This window comes from Blastococcus sp. SYSU DS0753 (assembly GCF_054051175.1).
Genome location: NZ_JBJHAT010000017.1, coordinates 17,179 through 31,174, shown reverse-complemented (window position 1 = coordinate 31,174; position 13,996 = coordinate 17,179). Strand labels below are relative to the sequence as shown.

Annotated in this window: 16 protein-coding genes and 1 riboswitch; of the genes, 8 read left to right on the top strand and 8 right to left on the bottom strand. The window is 75.5% G+C overall.

Annotation, left to right across the window (positions count from 1 at the left end; translation table 11 throughout):
• Nucleotides 1-20 precede the first annotated feature (20 nt).
• A complete protein-coding gene (locus tag ACI799_RS13700) occupies nucleotides 21-638 on the bottom strand; it encodes a class I SAM-dependent methyltransferase (RefSeq protein WP_456589625.1) in 618 nt (205 codons plus the stop codon).
• Between the two features lie 53 nt (nucleotides 639-691).
• Nucleotides 692-2,029 carry a DNA polymerase IV gene (locus ACI799_RS13695; RefSeq protein ID WP_456613295.1) on the bottom strand — a complete coding sequence of 446 codons (1,338 nt, stop codon included), beginning with the start codon at nucleotides 2,027-2,029 and terminating at the stop codon, nucleotides 692-694.
• A 124-nt stretch (nucleotides 2,030-2,153) separates the two neighbouring features.
• Between ACI799_RS13695 and ACI799_RS13690 the strand changes: the two genes are divergently transcribed.
• Both ACI799_RS13690 and ACI799_RS13685 read left to right on the top strand, forming a co-directional pair.
• Nucleotides 2,154-2,708, top strand: a complete 555-nt coding sequence (locus ACI799_RS13690; RefSeq protein ID WP_456613294.1) for a hypothetical protein — start codon at nucleotides 2,154-2,156, stop codon at nucleotides 2,706-2,708.
• A complete protein-coding gene (locus tag ACI799_RS13685; protein WP_456589628.1) occupies nucleotides 2,705-4,225 on the top strand; it encodes a flotillin family protein in 1,521 nt (506 codons plus the stop codon). The genes ACI799_RS13690 and ACI799_RS13685 overlap by 4 nt, the downstream gene beginning before the upstream one ends.
• 6 nt (nucleotides 4,226-4,231) lie before the next feature.
• Here ACI799_RS13685 and ACI799_RS13680 read toward each other — a convergent pair whose 3' ends face one another.
• The 4 genes from ACI799_RS13680 to thiM form a co-directional block, all read right to left on the bottom strand.
• The gene (locus ACI799_RS13680) at nucleotides 4,232-4,903 is read right to left on the bottom strand and encodes a TenA family protein (protein WP_456613293.1); all 672 of its coding nucleotides are present in this window, start codon (nucleotides 4,901-4,903) and stop codon (nucleotides 4,232-4,234) included.
• Nucleotides 4,900-5,712 (bottom strand): bifunctional hydroxymethylpyrimidine kinase/phosphomethylpyrimidine kinase, encoded by an 813-nt coding sequence (gene thiD, locus ACI799_RS13675; RefSeq protein ID WP_456613292.1) that lies wholly within the window; start codon nucleotides 5,710-5,712, stop codon nucleotides 4,900-4,902. Before thiD ends, ACI799_RS13680 begins: the two co-directional genes overlap by 4 nt.
• Nucleotides 5,709-6,371 (bottom strand): thiamine phosphate synthase, encoded by a 663-nt coding sequence (gene thiE / locus ACI799_RS13670; RefSeq protein WP_456613291.1) that lies wholly within the window; start codon nucleotides 6,369-6,371, stop codon nucleotides 5,709-5,711. Before thiE ends, thiD begins: the two co-directional genes overlap by 4 nt.
• Nucleotides 6,371-7,177, bottom strand: a complete 807-nt coding sequence (gene thiM / locus ACI799_RS13665; RefSeq protein ID WP_456613290.1) for a hydroxyethylthiazole kinase — start codon at nucleotides 7,175-7,177, stop codon at nucleotides 6,371-6,373. The genes thiE and thiM overlap by 1 nt, the downstream gene beginning before the upstream one ends.
• Nucleotides 7,171-7,264: riboswitch (TPP riboswitch) on the bottom strand. (Overlaps the previous gene by 7 nt.)
• 81 nt (nucleotides 7,265-7,345) lie before the next feature.
• On the opposite strand from thiM, the gene ACI799_RS13660 reads away from it, so the two are divergent.
• From ACI799_RS13660 to ACI799_RS13650, 3 genes are all read left to right on the top strand, one after another.
• A complete protein-coding gene (locus ACI799_RS13660) occupies nucleotides 7,346-7,849 on the top strand; it encodes a DUF3291 domain-containing protein (protein ID WP_456589633.1) in 504 nt (167 codons plus the stop codon).
• Entirely contained in the window at nucleotides 7,846-8,499 is a 654-nt protein-coding gene (locus tag ACI799_RS13655; protein WP_456613289.1) for a Type 1 glutamine amidotransferase-like domain-containing protein, read from the top strand. The genes ACI799_RS13660 and ACI799_RS13655 overlap by 4 nt, the downstream gene beginning before the upstream one ends.
• A 103-nt stretch (nucleotides 8,500-8,602) precedes the next feature.
• Nucleotides 8,603-8,857, top strand: coding sequence for a hypothetical protein (locus ACI799_RS13650; protein ID WP_456589635.1), 255 nt, complete (start codon nucleotides 8,603-8,605; stop codon nucleotides 8,855-8,857).
• A gap of 12 nt (nucleotides 8,858-8,869) precedes the next feature.
• Here the strand turns inward: ACI799_RS13650 and ACI799_RS13645 are convergent, their stop codons facing one another.
• Nucleotides 8,870-10,453 (bottom strand): helicase, encoded by a 1,584-nt coding sequence (locus tag ACI799_RS13645; protein WP_456613288.1) that lies wholly within the window; start codon nucleotides 10,451-10,453, stop codon nucleotides 8,870-8,872.
• Between the two features lie 372 nt (nucleotides 10,454-10,825).
• Between ACI799_RS13645 and ACI799_RS13640 the strand changes: the two genes are divergently transcribed.
• Nucleotides 10,826-11,662 carry an alpha/beta fold hydrolase gene (locus ACI799_RS13640; RefSeq protein ID WP_456589637.1) on the top strand — a complete coding sequence of 279 codons (837 nt, stop codon included), beginning with the start codon at nucleotides 10,826-10,828 and terminating at the stop codon, nucleotides 11,660-11,662.
• Nucleotides 11,659-11,994, top strand: a complete 336-nt coding sequence (locus ACI799_RS13635) for a YnfA family protein (protein WP_456589638.1) — start codon at nucleotides 11,659-11,661, stop codon at nucleotides 11,992-11,994. Before ACI799_RS13640 ends, ACI799_RS13635 begins: the two co-directional genes overlap by 4 nt.
• Before the next feature lie 23 nt (nucleotides 11,995-12,017).
• Here the strand turns inward: ACI799_RS13635 and ACI799_RS13630 are convergent, their stop codons facing one another.
• A complete protein-coding gene (locus ACI799_RS13630; protein WP_456613287.1) occupies nucleotides 12,018-13,232 on the bottom strand; it encodes a DUF222 domain-containing protein in 1,215 nt (404 codons plus the stop codon).
• Nucleotides 13,233-13,511: 279 nt separating this feature from the next.
• On the opposite strand from ACI799_RS13630, the gene ACI799_RS13625 reads away from it, so the two are divergent.
• Nucleotides 13,512-13,934 carry a DUF4190 domain-containing protein gene (locus tag ACI799_RS13625; RefSeq protein WP_456613286.1) on the top strand — a complete coding sequence of 141 codons (423 nt, stop codon included), beginning with the start codon at nucleotides 13,512-13,514 and terminating at the stop codon, nucleotides 13,932-13,934.
• The last annotated feature ends 62 nt before the right edge of the window (nucleotides 13,935-13,996 follow it).

Below are 13,996 nucleotides of genomic sequence, written 5' to 3'. Positions count from 1 at the left end.
GACGGCGCCCGGGCGGCTGCTCAGGCGGGGCGCAGCACCGCCACCAGGAAGTCGGAGTCGGGGGTGAACGGCCGCAGGTCCCACGTGGAGAGCAGCAGGTCCGGCTCCCAACCCGCCGCACGGGCGTCGGCGAGGAAGTCGTCGAACGCGTAGCCGCGGCCCGCGCCGAAGCCGATGACGGCCCGGCCGTCCGGCGCGATGTGGGCGCGCAGCCGGCGCAGCACCGCGCCGCGGGTGGACGGCGCGAGGAACGCCATCACGTTCCCGGCGCTCACGATGGCGTCGAAGGGCTCGTCGATGCCCTGCTGCGCGGGGAGGTCCAGCTCGGCGAGGTCGCCGACCAGCCACCGCGGACCCGGGTGGTCCTCCTCGGCCGCGGCGATCAGCACCGGGTCGACGTCGACGCCCACCACCTGGTGTCCAACCTCGTGCAGGTGGGCGCCGACCCGTCCGGGGCCGCAGCCTGCGTCCAGGACCCGCGATCCGCGCGGCAGCATCGCGTCCACGAGCCGCGCCTCCCCCACCAGGTCCATCCCCTGCTCCGCGAGGGTGCGGAACCGCTGGACGTACGCGGCGGAGTGCTCGGGGTCCTCCTGGGTCATGCGGGTCCAGGCGCTGGGTTCGGGACGACCGGTCATGGAGCCGTTCTACACGGGCGCCGGCCGCACCCGGAGCGCGCCGCCCGTCGCGGTCAGCCGGGTGCCCTCCAGTCGGGTGGCTCGGCGGGGTGCAGTGCCGGGTCGTCGGCGGCCAGCGTGCGCACCGGGCCCGGCGGCGTCAACGGGCCCTCGAACCGCACCGTCACCCGGCCCAGCCCGCGGCCCCACACCCAGCCGGCCCCCAGCTCCTCGTGCCGCACGTCCTGCCCCGGCCACCAGCGCTTCTCGACCGGCAGCTCCGGCTCCGCGGCCGCCTCCGGCTCGGGCGCCGCGGCCTCGTCGGGCGCGTCGTCCTCGGTCGCGAACAGGTCGCCCTGCGCGTAGAGGGACAGCCCCGACACACCCACCCCGAGCAGGCGCAGGCCCCCACCGGTCCCCGCCTCGGTGAGCAGGCGGCGGGCCGTGGCGGCGATCAGCCGGGCGTCGTCGGTGGGCTGGGCCAGGGTCTGGGACCGGGTGGTCGTGGTGAAATCGTACCGGCGCAGCTTGAGGGTCACGGTGCGGCCGGAGTGCGCCGAGGCGCGCAACCGGCTGCCGACCCGCGCCGCCATCGAGTCGATCTCCCGATTCAGCACGGCGAGGTCGGTGAGGTCGCGCTCGAACGTCTCCTCGTGCGACACCGATTTCACCCCCCGGTCGGGGACGACGGCGCGGTCGTCCTCGGCGCGGGCCAGGGCGTGCAAGCCGGCGCCGTGGGCGCGGCCGGCGAGCGCCACGAGGTCGGGCAGCGACTTGGCGGCCAGGTCGCCGACCGTGCGCACGCCGACCTGGTGCAGCCGCTCCGCCGTCGCCGGGCCGACGCCACCGAGCCGCGTGACCGGCAGCGGGTGCAGGAGGTCGAGCTCGCGGCCCGGCGGGACGACGACGAGGCCGTCGGGCTTCTGCAGGTCCGAGCCGATCTTCGCCATCAGCTTCGAGCTGCCCACGCCGACCGACCCGGTGACGCCCCCCGTGGCAACGGCGATGCGCTCCTTGAGCCCCATGGCTAGTTCCGTCACACCGGAAACGGAGAGGTCGTGCCCGGGCCCGGCGGCGAGGTCGACGTACGCCTCGTCGATCGAGACGGGTTCCACCAACGGGGAGAGCTCGCGGAGCAGGTCCATGACGACGTCGGAGGTGCGGCGGTAGGCGGGGAACCGGCCACCGAGGAACGCCGTCCCCGGAGGGCACCGCCGGCGCGCCTCCGCGGTGGACATCGCCGACCGCGCCCCGTACGCCCGGGCCTCGTAGGAGGCGGTGGCGACGACGCCGCGACCGCCGACGCCACCGACCACGACCGGCCGGCCGCGCAGCGAGGGCTTGTCGCGCTGTTCGACGGCGGCGAAGAAGGCGTCCAGGTCCAGGTGCAGGATGCTCGCCTCCCGCCTCATGCCCCCGATGATCGCCCGCCCCGCGCAGGCGGGGGTCGCCGGGCTCCCCCGGGCGAGCGACTTCCTTGCCCGGGCGGTCACGGAACTGCCAGGCTCCCCGACGACGACACGCGGAGGGAGCTGGGTGGACACGACGACGGTGGCGTTCCTCGTCGTCGGCGCGCTCGGCCTCGTCGTGCTGCTGCTGGCGACGGTCGTGGGGGAGATCGGCGACCTCGGCGGCGACGTCGACGGTCCCTTCTCGGTCCCGGCCATCGCCGCACTGCTGGGCGGCATCGGTTTCGGCGGCGCCGCCGCGACCGCGCTGCTGCCCGCCGGGCTCCCGACCGGCGTCACCGCCCTGCTCGCCGCCGTGGCCGGGCTGGTGGTCGCCCTGCCCCTGGCCTGGGGCGCGGTGCGCCTGTCCCGGGCGCTGCGCGACATGCCGACGCAGGAGACGCTGACCCGCCACCACCTCGCCGGGGCGCAGGGCGTCGTCGTCTCGGCCGTCCCCGCCGGCGGCTTCGGCGAGGTCCGGCTGGCGCTGGCCGGCCAGCCCCTCAAGTTCTCTGCCCGCAGCGACACCTCGCTGCCGACCGGCACCCCCGTCTACGTCGTCGAGGCACTCAGCGAGACCGCCGTCCAGGTCGTCTCCACCGCGACGGATCCCCTCACCGAGCCCGGAGGCACCCACCCGTGACGCTGCTCTACGCGATCGGCGGCATCGTCGCCCTGATCATCCTGCTCGTCCTGCTGGTGCTGTCCCGGATCAAGGTGGCCGGCCCCAACCAGGCGTTCATCGTCACCGGGCGCCAGGGTCGCCAGGTCACCGACACCAGCGGCGTCGTCTCCCGCGACCAGTCCGGCCAGAAGGTCGTGATGGGCGCGAGCGTCTTCGTGCTCCCGGTCGTGCAGAAGCTGCACACGATGGACCTCTCCAGCCGCCGGATCCCGGTCGGTATCCGCGGTGCGGTCAGCAAGCAGGGCGTGAAGTGCGACCTCGAGGGCGTCGCCATCGTGAAGGTCGGCGGCACCGAGAGCTCGATCCGCGCGGCCGCCCAGCGCTTCCTCAACCAGCAGGAGGGCATCGACACCTTCACGTCGGAGGTGCTCGCCGGTGCGCTGCGCTCGATCGTCGGCCGGCTGACCATCGAGGAGATCATCCGCGACCGGGCCGCCTTCGCCTCCGCCGTCGCCGAGGAGGCCGAGTCCTCGCTCACCGGCCAGGGTCTCGTGCTGGACACCTTCCAGCTGCAGGACATCCAGGCGGAGGGGTCCTACCTGGCCGACCTGGGCCGCCCGGAGGCCGCCCGGGTGCTCAAGGAGGCGAGCATCGCCGAGGCGCGCGCCCGGCAGGCCGCGCAGCAGGAGCAGTTGCTGGCCGACGAGGCGATCGCGATCGCCCAGCGCCAGCTGGCGCTCAAGCAGGCGGAGATCACCGCCGAGACCGACGCCGCGAAGGCCCGCGCGGCGGCCGCCGGGCCGCTGGCGCAGGCCGCGCAGGACCAGGCGGTCCTCATGGAGCAGGAGAAGGTCGCCGAGCGGACGGCGGCGCTGACCGAGCGCCAGCTCGACACCCAGGTCCGCCGCCCGGCCGACGCCGAGCGCTACCGGGTCGAGCAGGAGGCCGAGGGGCGCAAGAACTCCGCCATCCTCACCGCCGAGGCGGAGCGCCAGGCCACCATCGCCGCCGCCCAGGCCGCCGCCGAGCAGGCCCGGCTCTCCGGGGAGGGCGAGCGGGCGCGGCGCTCGGCGCTCGCCGAGGCGGAAGCGATCGAGGGCGCCAAGCGCGGTGAGGCCGAGAAGCAGCGCCGCCAGGCGATCGCCGACGCGGTCGAGCGCGAGGGCGCCGCCGAGGCGGCCGCGATCCTCGCCCGCGGTCAGGCCGAGGCCGAGGCGCTCGATGCGCGCTCCGACGCCTTCGCCAAGTACGGCGAGGCGGCCATCCTGGAGATGCTGGTCAAGGTGCTGCCCGAGGTCGTGGGTGCGGCGGCCGCCCCGCTGTCCAGCGTGGACAAGATGACCGTCATCTCCTCCGACGGGGCGGGCTCGCTGGGGAAGTCGGTCGCGGCGAACGTCGCCCAGGGGCTGCAGCTGTCCGGTGACCTCACCGGCATCGACGTGGCAGCGCTGCTGCGCCGGCTCAGCGGCTCGGCGGCGCAGGGCGTGACCACCGTGCCGATCTCGTCGGACGGGGACGGCGCCTCCCGGGGCTGACGCCGGTCAGATCGCGACGGCCCACGCCTCGCCGGCGTGGGCCGCGCGCCAGAACTCCAGCTCGTACCGGGTGGCGATGGCGAACGCGGTGAGCATGGCGGCCTCCTGGTCGGGCGCGGTGCGCGCCGCGGCGTCGGTCAGCCGTCGGGCGGCGGCCGCGGCCTCCTGGAACGGGGCGGCGTCGTAGGTGGCCACCCACCGGCGGTACGGGTGGTCGGCGGCGGCCCGCGCGGCGGGGGCCAGCCGGGCGCCGACGTCGGCGTACACCCAGTAGCAGGGCAGGACGGCCGCGGCGGCGACCGGGTACGGCGCGGTCGCCGCCGTCGCCACGAGGTAGGAGGTGTACGCCAGGCAGGTCGGCGACGGCTCCGGCGGGGCGCCGGCCTCCCCCAGCAGCTCCGAGCCGAGCAGGTCGGCGTGCAGCTGCGTCTCCACGACCGCGCAGTTCTGCGCCGAGCCGGCCCAGAACGCGGCCGCCTCCGGGTCCGGGGCGCGGGCCGCCAGCAGCGCCAGCGCGCGGGCGTAGCCGCCCAGGTACAGGGTGTCCTGCTCCAGGTAGTGGCGGAACGCCTCGGGTGCCAGGGTGCCGGCGGCCAGCTCGGCGAGGAAGGGCAGCTCGTCGATCGCCCGGCGGAGGTCGGCGGTCGCCGCCCAGGCCCGGTCGCCGAACCCCCTCACGCGGGCCAGATCCCGGCGAAGTGGTGCACCGGGCCGTGGCCGGACCCGATCCCCAGCGCGCCGCCCCCGGCCAGGGCCCGCTGCAGGTAGTCGCGGGCGGGCTCCACCAGGGCTGCCCAGTCCGGGGGCGCACCGGCGCGGGCCGCCAGCGCGGTCAACGCCGACGAGAGGGTGCAGCCGGTCCCGTGCGTCGCCGTCGTGGTCATCCGGGGGCGGCGGGTCTCCGTCGTCCCGGCGGACGTGGCCAGCACGTCGACGCTGTCGGGGCCGCCGAGGTGGCCGCCCTTCAGCAGCACCGCGCCGGGCCCGAGGTCGAGCAGTGCCCGCGCCTGCTCGTGCAGCCCGTCCACGTCGGTGGCCGGCTCGCCGTCGAGCAGCGCGGCGGCTTCGGGCACGTTCGGGGTGATCAGGTCCGCGAGCGGCAGCAGCTCGGTGCGGACGGCGGCCACCGCGTCGTCGTCGATGAGCCGGTGCCCGCTGGTCGCCACCATCACCGGGTCGCAGACGACCGGGCCGGGGCGCCGCTCGGCCAGCACGCCCGCCACCGCCCGCACCACGTCGGCGCTGCCCAGCATGCCGAGCTTGGTGGCGTGCACGTCGACGTCGTCGAGCAGGGTGTGCAGCTGCTGGGCCACGAAGTCGGCTGGCACCGGGTGGACCCCGGTGACTCCCCGGGTGTTCTGCGCCGTGAGCGCGGTGAGCACCGCCGTGCCGTACGCGCCGAGCGCGCTGAAGGTCTTCAGGTCGGCCTGGATGCCCGCTCCGCCGCTGGGGTCGCTGCCAGCCACGGTGAGCGCCGTGGGCGTCATCGCGCACCCACCGGGGCGAGCTCGGCACGGAGCGCCGCGGCCGCAGCGCGTGGGTCGGGGGCGGCGCAGACCGCGGAGACCACGCAGACGCCGTCCACCCCGGTGGCGGCCACGGCGGCGGCCCGGGCGGCGTCGATGCCGCCGATCGCCACGGCCGGCAACCCGCCCGCGTGCGCCGCGCCCGTCAGCTCCCGCACCGCGTCGAGGCCCAGCCCGGGGCCCGCCTCCGGCTTCGTCGGCGTCGCCCACACCGGGCTCAGGCCCACGTGGTCGACGGTGCCCGGCGGCAGCCGCAGGGCGGCGGTCAGGTCGGCGGTGCTCTCCACGGAGAGGCCGAGCAACCGGTCGGGTCCGAGCGCCGCCCGCACCTCGGCCGCCGGCAGGTCCTCCTGCCCGATGTGCACGCCGGAGGCGCCGGCCAGCAGGGCGACGTCGAGGGCGTCGTTCACCAGCACGGCCACGTCCGGCCGGTCGGCGAGCGCGGCCTGCACCGAGCGGGTCAGCGCCAGCAGGTCCCGGCGGGAGGCGTGCTTGTCGCGCACCTGGACGGCGGTGACCCCACCGGCCACCGCCGCGCGGACCACGTCGGCCACCGACCGTGGCCGGCACAGCTCCGTGTCGGTGACCAGGTAGAGCGTCGGGTCGAACGGCGGTCGCATCAGTCGCTCCGCACGTCCGCGCCCGCGAGGTCGTCGGGGCCGACGGCGTCCAGGGCGTCGAGCCAGGCGGGCGCGAACGTGCCGGGCCCCGTGGCGGTCTCGGCGGCCCGCTCCGCGGCGAGCGCGACGTGCGCGTGCCCTGCCACCGCACCGGTCAGGGCGTCGCCGGTCGCGGCGACGTAGGCCGCCACCAGGGCGCCGAGCGCGCACCCGGCACCCGTGGTGCGGGTCAGCAGCGGTGAGCCGCCGCCCACCCGGATGGTCCGCGCGCCGTCGGTGATCAGGTCCACCGCGCCGCTGACGGCCACCACACCCCCGGTGCGTGCCGCGAGCTGTGCGGCGGCGGTCGCCGCGTCATCGGCGCCGGCGGTGCTGTCGACCCCGCGGCCGCCGGCGCCGGCGCCGGCCAGCGCCATGACCTCCGAGGCGTTGCCGCGCACCACGGCCGGCGAGAGCTCGACCAGCTCGCCGGCGAGCGCCGTGCGGTAGGCCAGCGGACCCACGGCCACCGGGTCGAGCACCCAGGGGGTGCCCGCCGCGCCGGCCGAGCGGGCGGCCAGCCGCATCGCCGCGGCGGTGCGCTGGTGCACGGTGCCCACGTTGACCAGGACGGCGGAGGCGACGGCGGCGAAGTCCTCGGCCTCCTCCGGGGCGTCGACCATCGCCGGCGCCGCGCCGACGGCCAGCAGGGCATTGGCGGTGAGCGTCTGCACCACCGTGTTGGTCAGGCAGTGGACGAGCGGTGCGTTCTCGCGCAGCGCCGCGCGGGCGGCGCGCAGGTCGACGACTTCCACAGCATCGGACATGCCGGTGACATCCCTTCGCCAGTGCGAACTGGAGCAGGTTCGACGGGTGTGTTCTCAGTCCCGGGCGGGACACCCCGTGCCACGTACGGGCTCGAACCTAGCGCAGCGGGCCGGGGGCCGTCACCACCGACCTCGTCGACGGACGGGCGGGTGCCCTACGGTCGGCCCGTGGACCACCACCTCGCCCAGGTCAACGTCTCCCGCCTGCTCGCCCCGCTCGACAGCCCCGTGCTGGCCGATTTCATGGCCGCCCTGGACGAGGTCAACGCCGAGGCCGACCGGGCGCCCGGCTTCGTCTGGCGGCTGCAGACCGAGGACGGCAACGCCACCTCGGTGCAGGCGTTCGGCTGGGACGCCGCCGGCAGCCACGGCGTGATCGTGAACCTCACCGTCTGGCGGGACGTCGAGTCGCTGGCCGCCTACGTCTTCGGCGGGCGGCACGTGCAGATCATGCGGCGGCGCCGGGAGTGGTTCTCCCGCGCCGCCGAGGCGACGACCGCGCTGTGGTGGATCCCGGCGGGCACCCTGCCGACCACCGACGACGCGGAGGCGCGCATCCGGCACCTGCGAGCGCACGGCCCGACCCCCGAGGCGTTCACCTTCCGCACGCACTTCCCGCCGCTGGAGGGAGCCGTGGCGCCGTCGTCGGACGACTGGCTCTGCCCGGCATGAGGCTGCTGCTCACCTCCGCCGGCCTCTGCGACCCGACGCTGGTCGCGGCGACGGAGGAGCTGGCCGGACGCCCGCTGAGCGGGCTGCGGGCCGCCGTCGTCCCCACGGCGGCCAACGTCATCGCGGGCGACAAGGGCTGGCTGATCGCCGACTTCGTGAACTTGCAGCGCGCCGGGTTCGCCGAGGTCGACATCGTCGACGTCTCGGCGCTGGAGGCCGAGGTGTGGGAGCCGCGACTGGAGGCGGCCGACGTCCTGGTGCTCACCGGTGGGGACACCACGCACCTGCTGCGGTGGCTGCGCCGCTCGGGCCTGGCCGACCGGCTGCCCGATCTGCTCGGTGAGCGGCTGCTGATCGGGATCAGCGCCGGCAGCATGGTGCTCGGGCCGCACCTCGCGCTGAGCCAGTCGGAGCAGCCGCGACCGGAGGACACCGTGGGCCTCGGCCTGGTCGACGTCCTGGTCGTGCCGCACCTGGGCTCGCCGTACTTCCCGAACGCGTCGGAGGAGGCCCTCCGGGAAGCGGCGCGCGACCTGGGGCACCGCGTGTTCGGGCTGGCGGACGGCACCGCGGCGGCCGTGGACGGCGACCGGGTGACGGTCGTCGGCGCGGGCCCGCACCTGGAGCTGGAGCCGGCCGCGCCGCGATGAGCGCAGCCGCCACGGAGCCCGCCCGCGCGGTGCGTCGCGGTCTGCCGGATCGGGTCGGTGGTGGTCCCTTGCCCGCTCGTCGGTCGCCCGCCACGCTGGGCGGATGGTGCAGAGCGGAACGAGCGTGGGCACGGTCGTCCGGTGGGACGGCGACGAGGGGGGCGGCCTCGTCGAGTCGCCGGACCTCCCCGGCCACTGCTGGGTCGAGGTGGGAGCGCTGCATCCCAGCGCCCGTGGCTCCCTTCGCGCGGGGCAGGTCGTGGAGGTCTCCTGGACCGAGACGGGCGTCGGCGACCATCCCGTCCGGGCCGACCTGGTGACGCCTCGCGACGACCTGCAGGCCACGCCGGGAGCCTGAGCCCGGTGGAGCTCAGGCCTCGGTGAGGGCGGTGCTGGGCAGCCAGTCGGCGTCGAGCAGCTCGGCGATCTCCCGCAGCGCCGAGGTGTCCGCCCCGGCCGTGGAGCCGCTGACCGCCAGCCGCTCGACCATCACCCGGGCCACTTGCTCCTCGACCGTGTCGGCCGCGAACGCCACCCGCCACGGAGAGGCCTTCCCGTCGCGGTGGGTGCGCCCGGTGACCTGCCGGGCCTGGATGCCGGAGAACCGCGGCTGGTGGAACAACCCCACGCGGGGCGCCTCCGACGCCGTCGACCCGTCGGGCAGCAGCTCACCGGCGTGCAGGCTGATCGACGCGGTCACCGTGAAGACGCACACCGCCGCGTCGCCGCGCTGGAACCGCAGCCGCTCGGCCTCGACGTCGAAGCGGTCGCGCCCGTAGATGCCGGCCACCGGGATGCCGGCGTCCAGCAGCGCCTCGCGGATCGGATCAGCCGCCGTCTCCACGAACTCGACCGAGACCGCGACCTGCCGCTCCGCCTCCACCTGCGCCTTGATCCAGTCGACCGTCGCCTGCACGCGGATCAGCCCGGCCTTCTGCCGGAACCGCAGCAGGGCCGCGCGACCGCGGGCGGACTGCCGGCCGCGCCGGGCCAGTTGCATCTCTGCGCGGAACTCCGACCACTCGGCCTCGTACTGCGCCCGCTCGGCCGGGCTGAGCAGCACCGGCGTCCCCGTCACCGACACCGGTCCCCAGGGGGCCGGGCGATGCAGCGTCGCCGGTGGATCGGCGTCGGCGAGCCAGGACTGCAACCGGGCGAGGTCGGCCCGGCGCTCGTCGGCGTCCTCGGTCCACTGCCAGCCGTAGCGGCCACGTTCCACGTGGAACGTGTGCCGCTCGAGCGCCTTCGGTAGGTCGGCCCAGTCCTTGATCGACTCCTCGTGCCGGGCGGCGAACTCCGGCGCCAGGTAGGGCAGCTCCAGGGGGGTGTGCGCCGGCGTCGCGGTCGCGGCCAGGACGTACGGGGTGTCCTTGACCCGCGCGGCGCCGGAGACGGCCTTCCAGTGCTTCCACCGCTGCGTCGTCGTGTGCCGCACCATGTGCGCCTCGTCGGCGACGACGACGTCGAAGCGCAGCTTCGCCACCTTGCCCAGCCGGTCCCAGGTGGTCACGCACCAGCGCAGGCCACCGTCGCCGAAGCCGGCGATCGAGCGCGCCCAGTGCGGGATGGTGATGGCGGCCGGCCGGTCGGCGATGACCAGCGCGGTGCGGACGTCGCGCTGCTCGGCGATCGCCTTGACCGCCAGGATCGCGGTTCCGGTCTTGCCGACGCCGGGATCGTCACCGAGGAGGAAGACCCTGCCCCCGGCGGCCGCATGGGCCGCCACCACGTCGGCGCCGTCGCACTGCTGGTCCCGTGGCGTGAGCGGCCGGGCCTCGGGAAGGGGGCGGGGCGCCTCGTTGAGCTCGTCCTCGAGGAAGCGCTCGAGGCTGTAGGGCGGCGGGTCGTAGGGCGCGAGCTCGGGCGGCAGGGACCGGCCCACCCACACGTGGGCCTGCAGGCCCGGGTGCCAGACCGCTCCCGGCGCGGGCGCGCGGAACGGCACGGCCAGCACCCACACCCTCTCCCCCGGGCCCGCGCTGGGCAGCTCGGGCGCGGCCTTCTTCGGCGTGGGCTTCCGCGCTGCCGGCTTCCGTGGCGCGGCCTTCCTCGTGGTCCCCGTCGACCGTCGAGTGCTGGTCGCGCTCCGGCGTCGTCCTGGCATCTGCTCCCCCTCGTGGACCTCCCGGCACGGTAGAGGCGGGAAGCGACGCCGCCCCGCAGGAGCCGAGCGCGCCGCCGCCGGATCGTCGTGAACGTGTCGTCCCCGGATGGCGACCCCGCCACGTCGACGGCGGGTGCCTCGCGCTGGACGGCGACACCGGCGAGACGGAGGTGGTGCTGGACTGAGCGGGGCGCGGCGCCGGGCGTCTGGTGGAATCGCCGGGTGACGTTGAACCCCGAGGAGGCCCTCGCCGCCCGGACGCTGGGCGAGGCCGGACCGCGCGTCGTCTTCGTGCACGGGCTCTTCGGCCAGGGGAAGAACTGGACGACGATCGCCAGGGGGCTGGCCGACGACCACCGGGTGACCCTGCTCGACCTGCCCAACCACGGTCACTCGCCGTGGACCGAGCGGGTCGACTACGTGGACATGGCCGAGATGGTCGCCGCCGAGCTGGAGTCCTTCGGCGAGCCGGCCACCCTCGTCGGTCACTCCATGGGCGGCAAGGTCGCGATGCAGCTGGCGCTGCGCCGGCCGGAGCTGCTGCGTGCACTCGTCGTCGTCGACATCGCCCCGGTCGAGTACCCGCTGCAGGGCGGGCGGACCGAGGACCCTGACGAGGAGGCCTCGCCGTTCGCCGCCTTCATCGCCGCGATGCGGGCGATCGACCTGGGTGCGCTGGAGTCCCGTTCCGACGCCGACGCCGCCCTCCGCACCGCCGTGCCCAGCCGGATGGTGCGCAGCTTCCTGCTCCAGAGCCTCGGCCGGGAGGAGTCGGGGGACGGCTGGCAGTGGCGGCTGAACCTGGAGTTGCTCGAGCGAGACCTCGGCGAGCTGCGCGGCTTCCCCGATCCCCCGCCCGGTGCCGTGTTCGACGGGCCGGTGCTGTGGATCGCGGGGGCGAACTCCCACTACGTGCTCCCCGAGGACCGGCCGCACATGGACGCGCTCTTCCCGTCCACCCGGCTCGTGCGGATCAAGAACGCCGGCCACTGGGTGCACTCGGAGCAGCCCGAGGTGTTCCTCGAGACCCTCCGCCGGTTCCTGGCGGCCGTCGAGTGACCGTCGCCCGGTCCCTGGTCCTCTTCGCCCTCGCGGCCGTCGCCGAGATCGGCGGTGCCTGGTTGGTGTGGCAGGGGGTCCGGGAACACCGCGGCTGGGCCTGGATCGGCGCCGGCGTCATCGCGCTCGGGCTGTACGGGTTCGCCGCCACGCTCCAGCCGGACGCGAACTTCGGCCGGATCCTCGCCGCCTACGGCGGGGTCTTCGTGGCCGGCTCGCTGGCCTGGGGCATGGTCGTCGACGGCTTCCGGCCGGACCGGTACGACGTCGCCGGCGCACTGATCTGCCTCGTCGGCGTCGCGGTGATCATGTACGCCCCGCGCGGGGTGTGAGCCGAGCGGCGTCGCCGCAGCGGTCACGGGCCGGCGCGGCTCAGGATCTCCGTGCCGTCGGGCCGGTAGGTGCGCCAGCGGCCGGTGCCGGGGTCTCGGCGGATGGTGAATCCGCCTTCGTGGCAGCTGGTGTGGTGCCGCTCGCAGAGGAGTGCCCCGTTGTCGCAGCTCGTCGCCCCGCCGTGCGCCCAGTGCACGACGTGGTGGACGTCGCACCACTCCGGCGGTGCATCGCAGCCGGCGAAGACGCAGTGCGCGTCGCGAACCTCGATGGCCCGGCGGATCGCCGCGGATGAAGTCCGCTGCGCTCGGCCGACGTCCAGGGGCAGCCCGTCCGGGCCGGTGATGACGCGGGCGATACTGGCGTCGCAGGCCAGCCGGCGTGCCGTCTCGGGGTTGATGGGACCGGACCAGCCCAAGGAACCACCAGCGACACCGGGAGCGCCGCGCGCGGCGCACAGGGCGAACCAGTCGATCGTCACGCGCACGTGTGGCCGCTCCCCGCGGACGTCGGGGAGCGAGCCGCCGTCGAGAGCCCCGCGAGCCAGCGCGACCAGCGCGTCGGCCTGCCGCTCGGCGTGGGACCGGAGGTCACCGGCAGGGCGGTCGCCGTTCATGAGAGCGGCGAGCGCGGTGTGCAGGTACTCGCCGCCGACGGCATCGAGGTCACCGCGCAGGTGCACCCGGCCGTCGAGCCCGGACGCCATGGTGAACCGGCGGCGCACGTCGGCGGCGTCGTCCAAGGTCCCGTCGGGGTCCACTCCGGCGACCCACTCCTTCACGCCCCGCGCGGTCTCGTGCGGGGCTGTGGCCCGGGCCAGGTCGGCCAGGATGCCGTCGGTCTCGCCGAGGTCGATACCGATCTCGGCGGCCTTGGCGATCCGGCCGGGCGTCATGGCCTTCGTGATGACCCGAGCGTGCGCGGCACTGATCGCCCCGGCGGCGAAGGCCGCCGCTGTTTCCGGGAGCTGCTCGAGCCGCCGGCCGGTGGAGACCGTCGCCGTCGCCTGCTCCGGAGCCATCCGGCAGCTGCCGCGCAGCCACGCCTTCATCGACACCGCGCCGTCACGGCGGTAGGCCTCCCGGCGGTCGGCCGCACGGACCGCCGTGGTCAGCGCGGCCGCCATGCGGTTCGTCGCGGCCACCAGGCTGCCGACGAGGTCGAGCAGACCGTCGTCGGAGAACTCGGCGAGATCGGTGGCGGCCAGCTCGTCGAGGGCGGACAGCAGCTCGGACACCGTGCCCTCCTCCCGGTCCGCGACCTCGTCGTTGCACCCAGGCTAGGCCGGGGGTACGACAGAAAAGGCCAGCTCAGCGGCCGTATCGCGTCCTTGATGTGCACGGGCGCGGCGCTCGCCCGGCGACGACATGGCGGTGGCACGCCTCGCCCGTCCCTGCCTCATCGGGGTGGCCTGGACCGCGCGCCGCGTCGGCACCACCGCCGCGGCGCGTCAGGATGACGCCGACGCCTCGGGACCGGAGCCCCCGGCCGGCGCGCAGCCACCAGGAGTGAGTAGATGACGTACCCAGGTCCGCACCAGCCGGGCGCCGGCGACCCGTACGGCGCCCCCGGCCCCGCCACCTGGGGACAGGCGCAGGCCCCCTACGGCGGCTTTCCCCAGGCCGGCGTTTACCAGGGCCCGCCGCCACCGCACGGCCCCGGCTACCCGCCCTACAGTCCGCCGTACGGCTATCCCTACGCGCTGCCCCAGCGCACCAACGGCATGGCCATCGCCTCGATGGTGCTGGGGATCCTCTGGCTGTACTGGATCGGCAGCATCCTGGCACTGGTCTTCGGCTACACGGCCAAGCGGCAGATCCAGGAGCGCGGCGAGGCCGGTGGCGGCATGGCGACGGCCGGCATCGTGCTCGGCTGGATCGGGGTCGGGTTCTTCGCCCTGTTCGTCCTCTTCGGGATCGCCTCCACCGCCAGCTACTGAGGCCGCCTCGGCGCCCCGGACCGCCGCCCTGCGCGGGTTCGGCCTGCCGGTGTCCGCAACGC

Coding starts and splice junctions, on each gene's coding strand:
- ACI799_RS13700 (WP_456589625.1), bottom strand. CDS start 638: ATGACCGGTCGTCCCGAACCCAGCGCCTGGACCCGCATGACCCAGGAG.
- ACI799_RS13695 (WP_456613295.1), bottom strand. CDS start 2,029: ATGAGGCGGGAGGCGAGCATCCTGCACCTGGACCTGGACGCCTTCTTC.
- thiD (WP_456613292.1), bottom strand. CDS start 5,712: ATGACGCCCACGGCGCTCACCGTGGCTGGCAGCGACCCCAGCGGCGGA.
- thiE (WP_456613291.1), bottom strand. CDS start 6,371: ATGCGACCGCCGTTCGACCCGACGCTCTACCTGGTCACCGACACGGAG.
- thiM (WP_456613290.1), bottom strand. CDS start 7,177: ATGTCCGATGCTGTGGAAGTCGTCGACCTGCGCGCCGCCCGCGCGGCG.
- ACI799_RS13655 (WP_456613289.1), top strand. CDS start 7,846: ATGAGGCTGCTGCTCACCTCCGCCGGCCTCTGCGACCCGACGCTGGTC.
- ACI799_RS13650 (WP_456589635.1), top strand. CDS start 8,603: ATGGTGCAGAGCGGAACGAGCGTGGGCACGGTCGTCCGGTGGGACGGC.
- ACI799_RS13625 (WP_456613286.1), top strand. CDS start 13,512: ATGACGTACCCAGGTCCGCACCAGCCGGGCGCCGGCGACCCGTACGGC.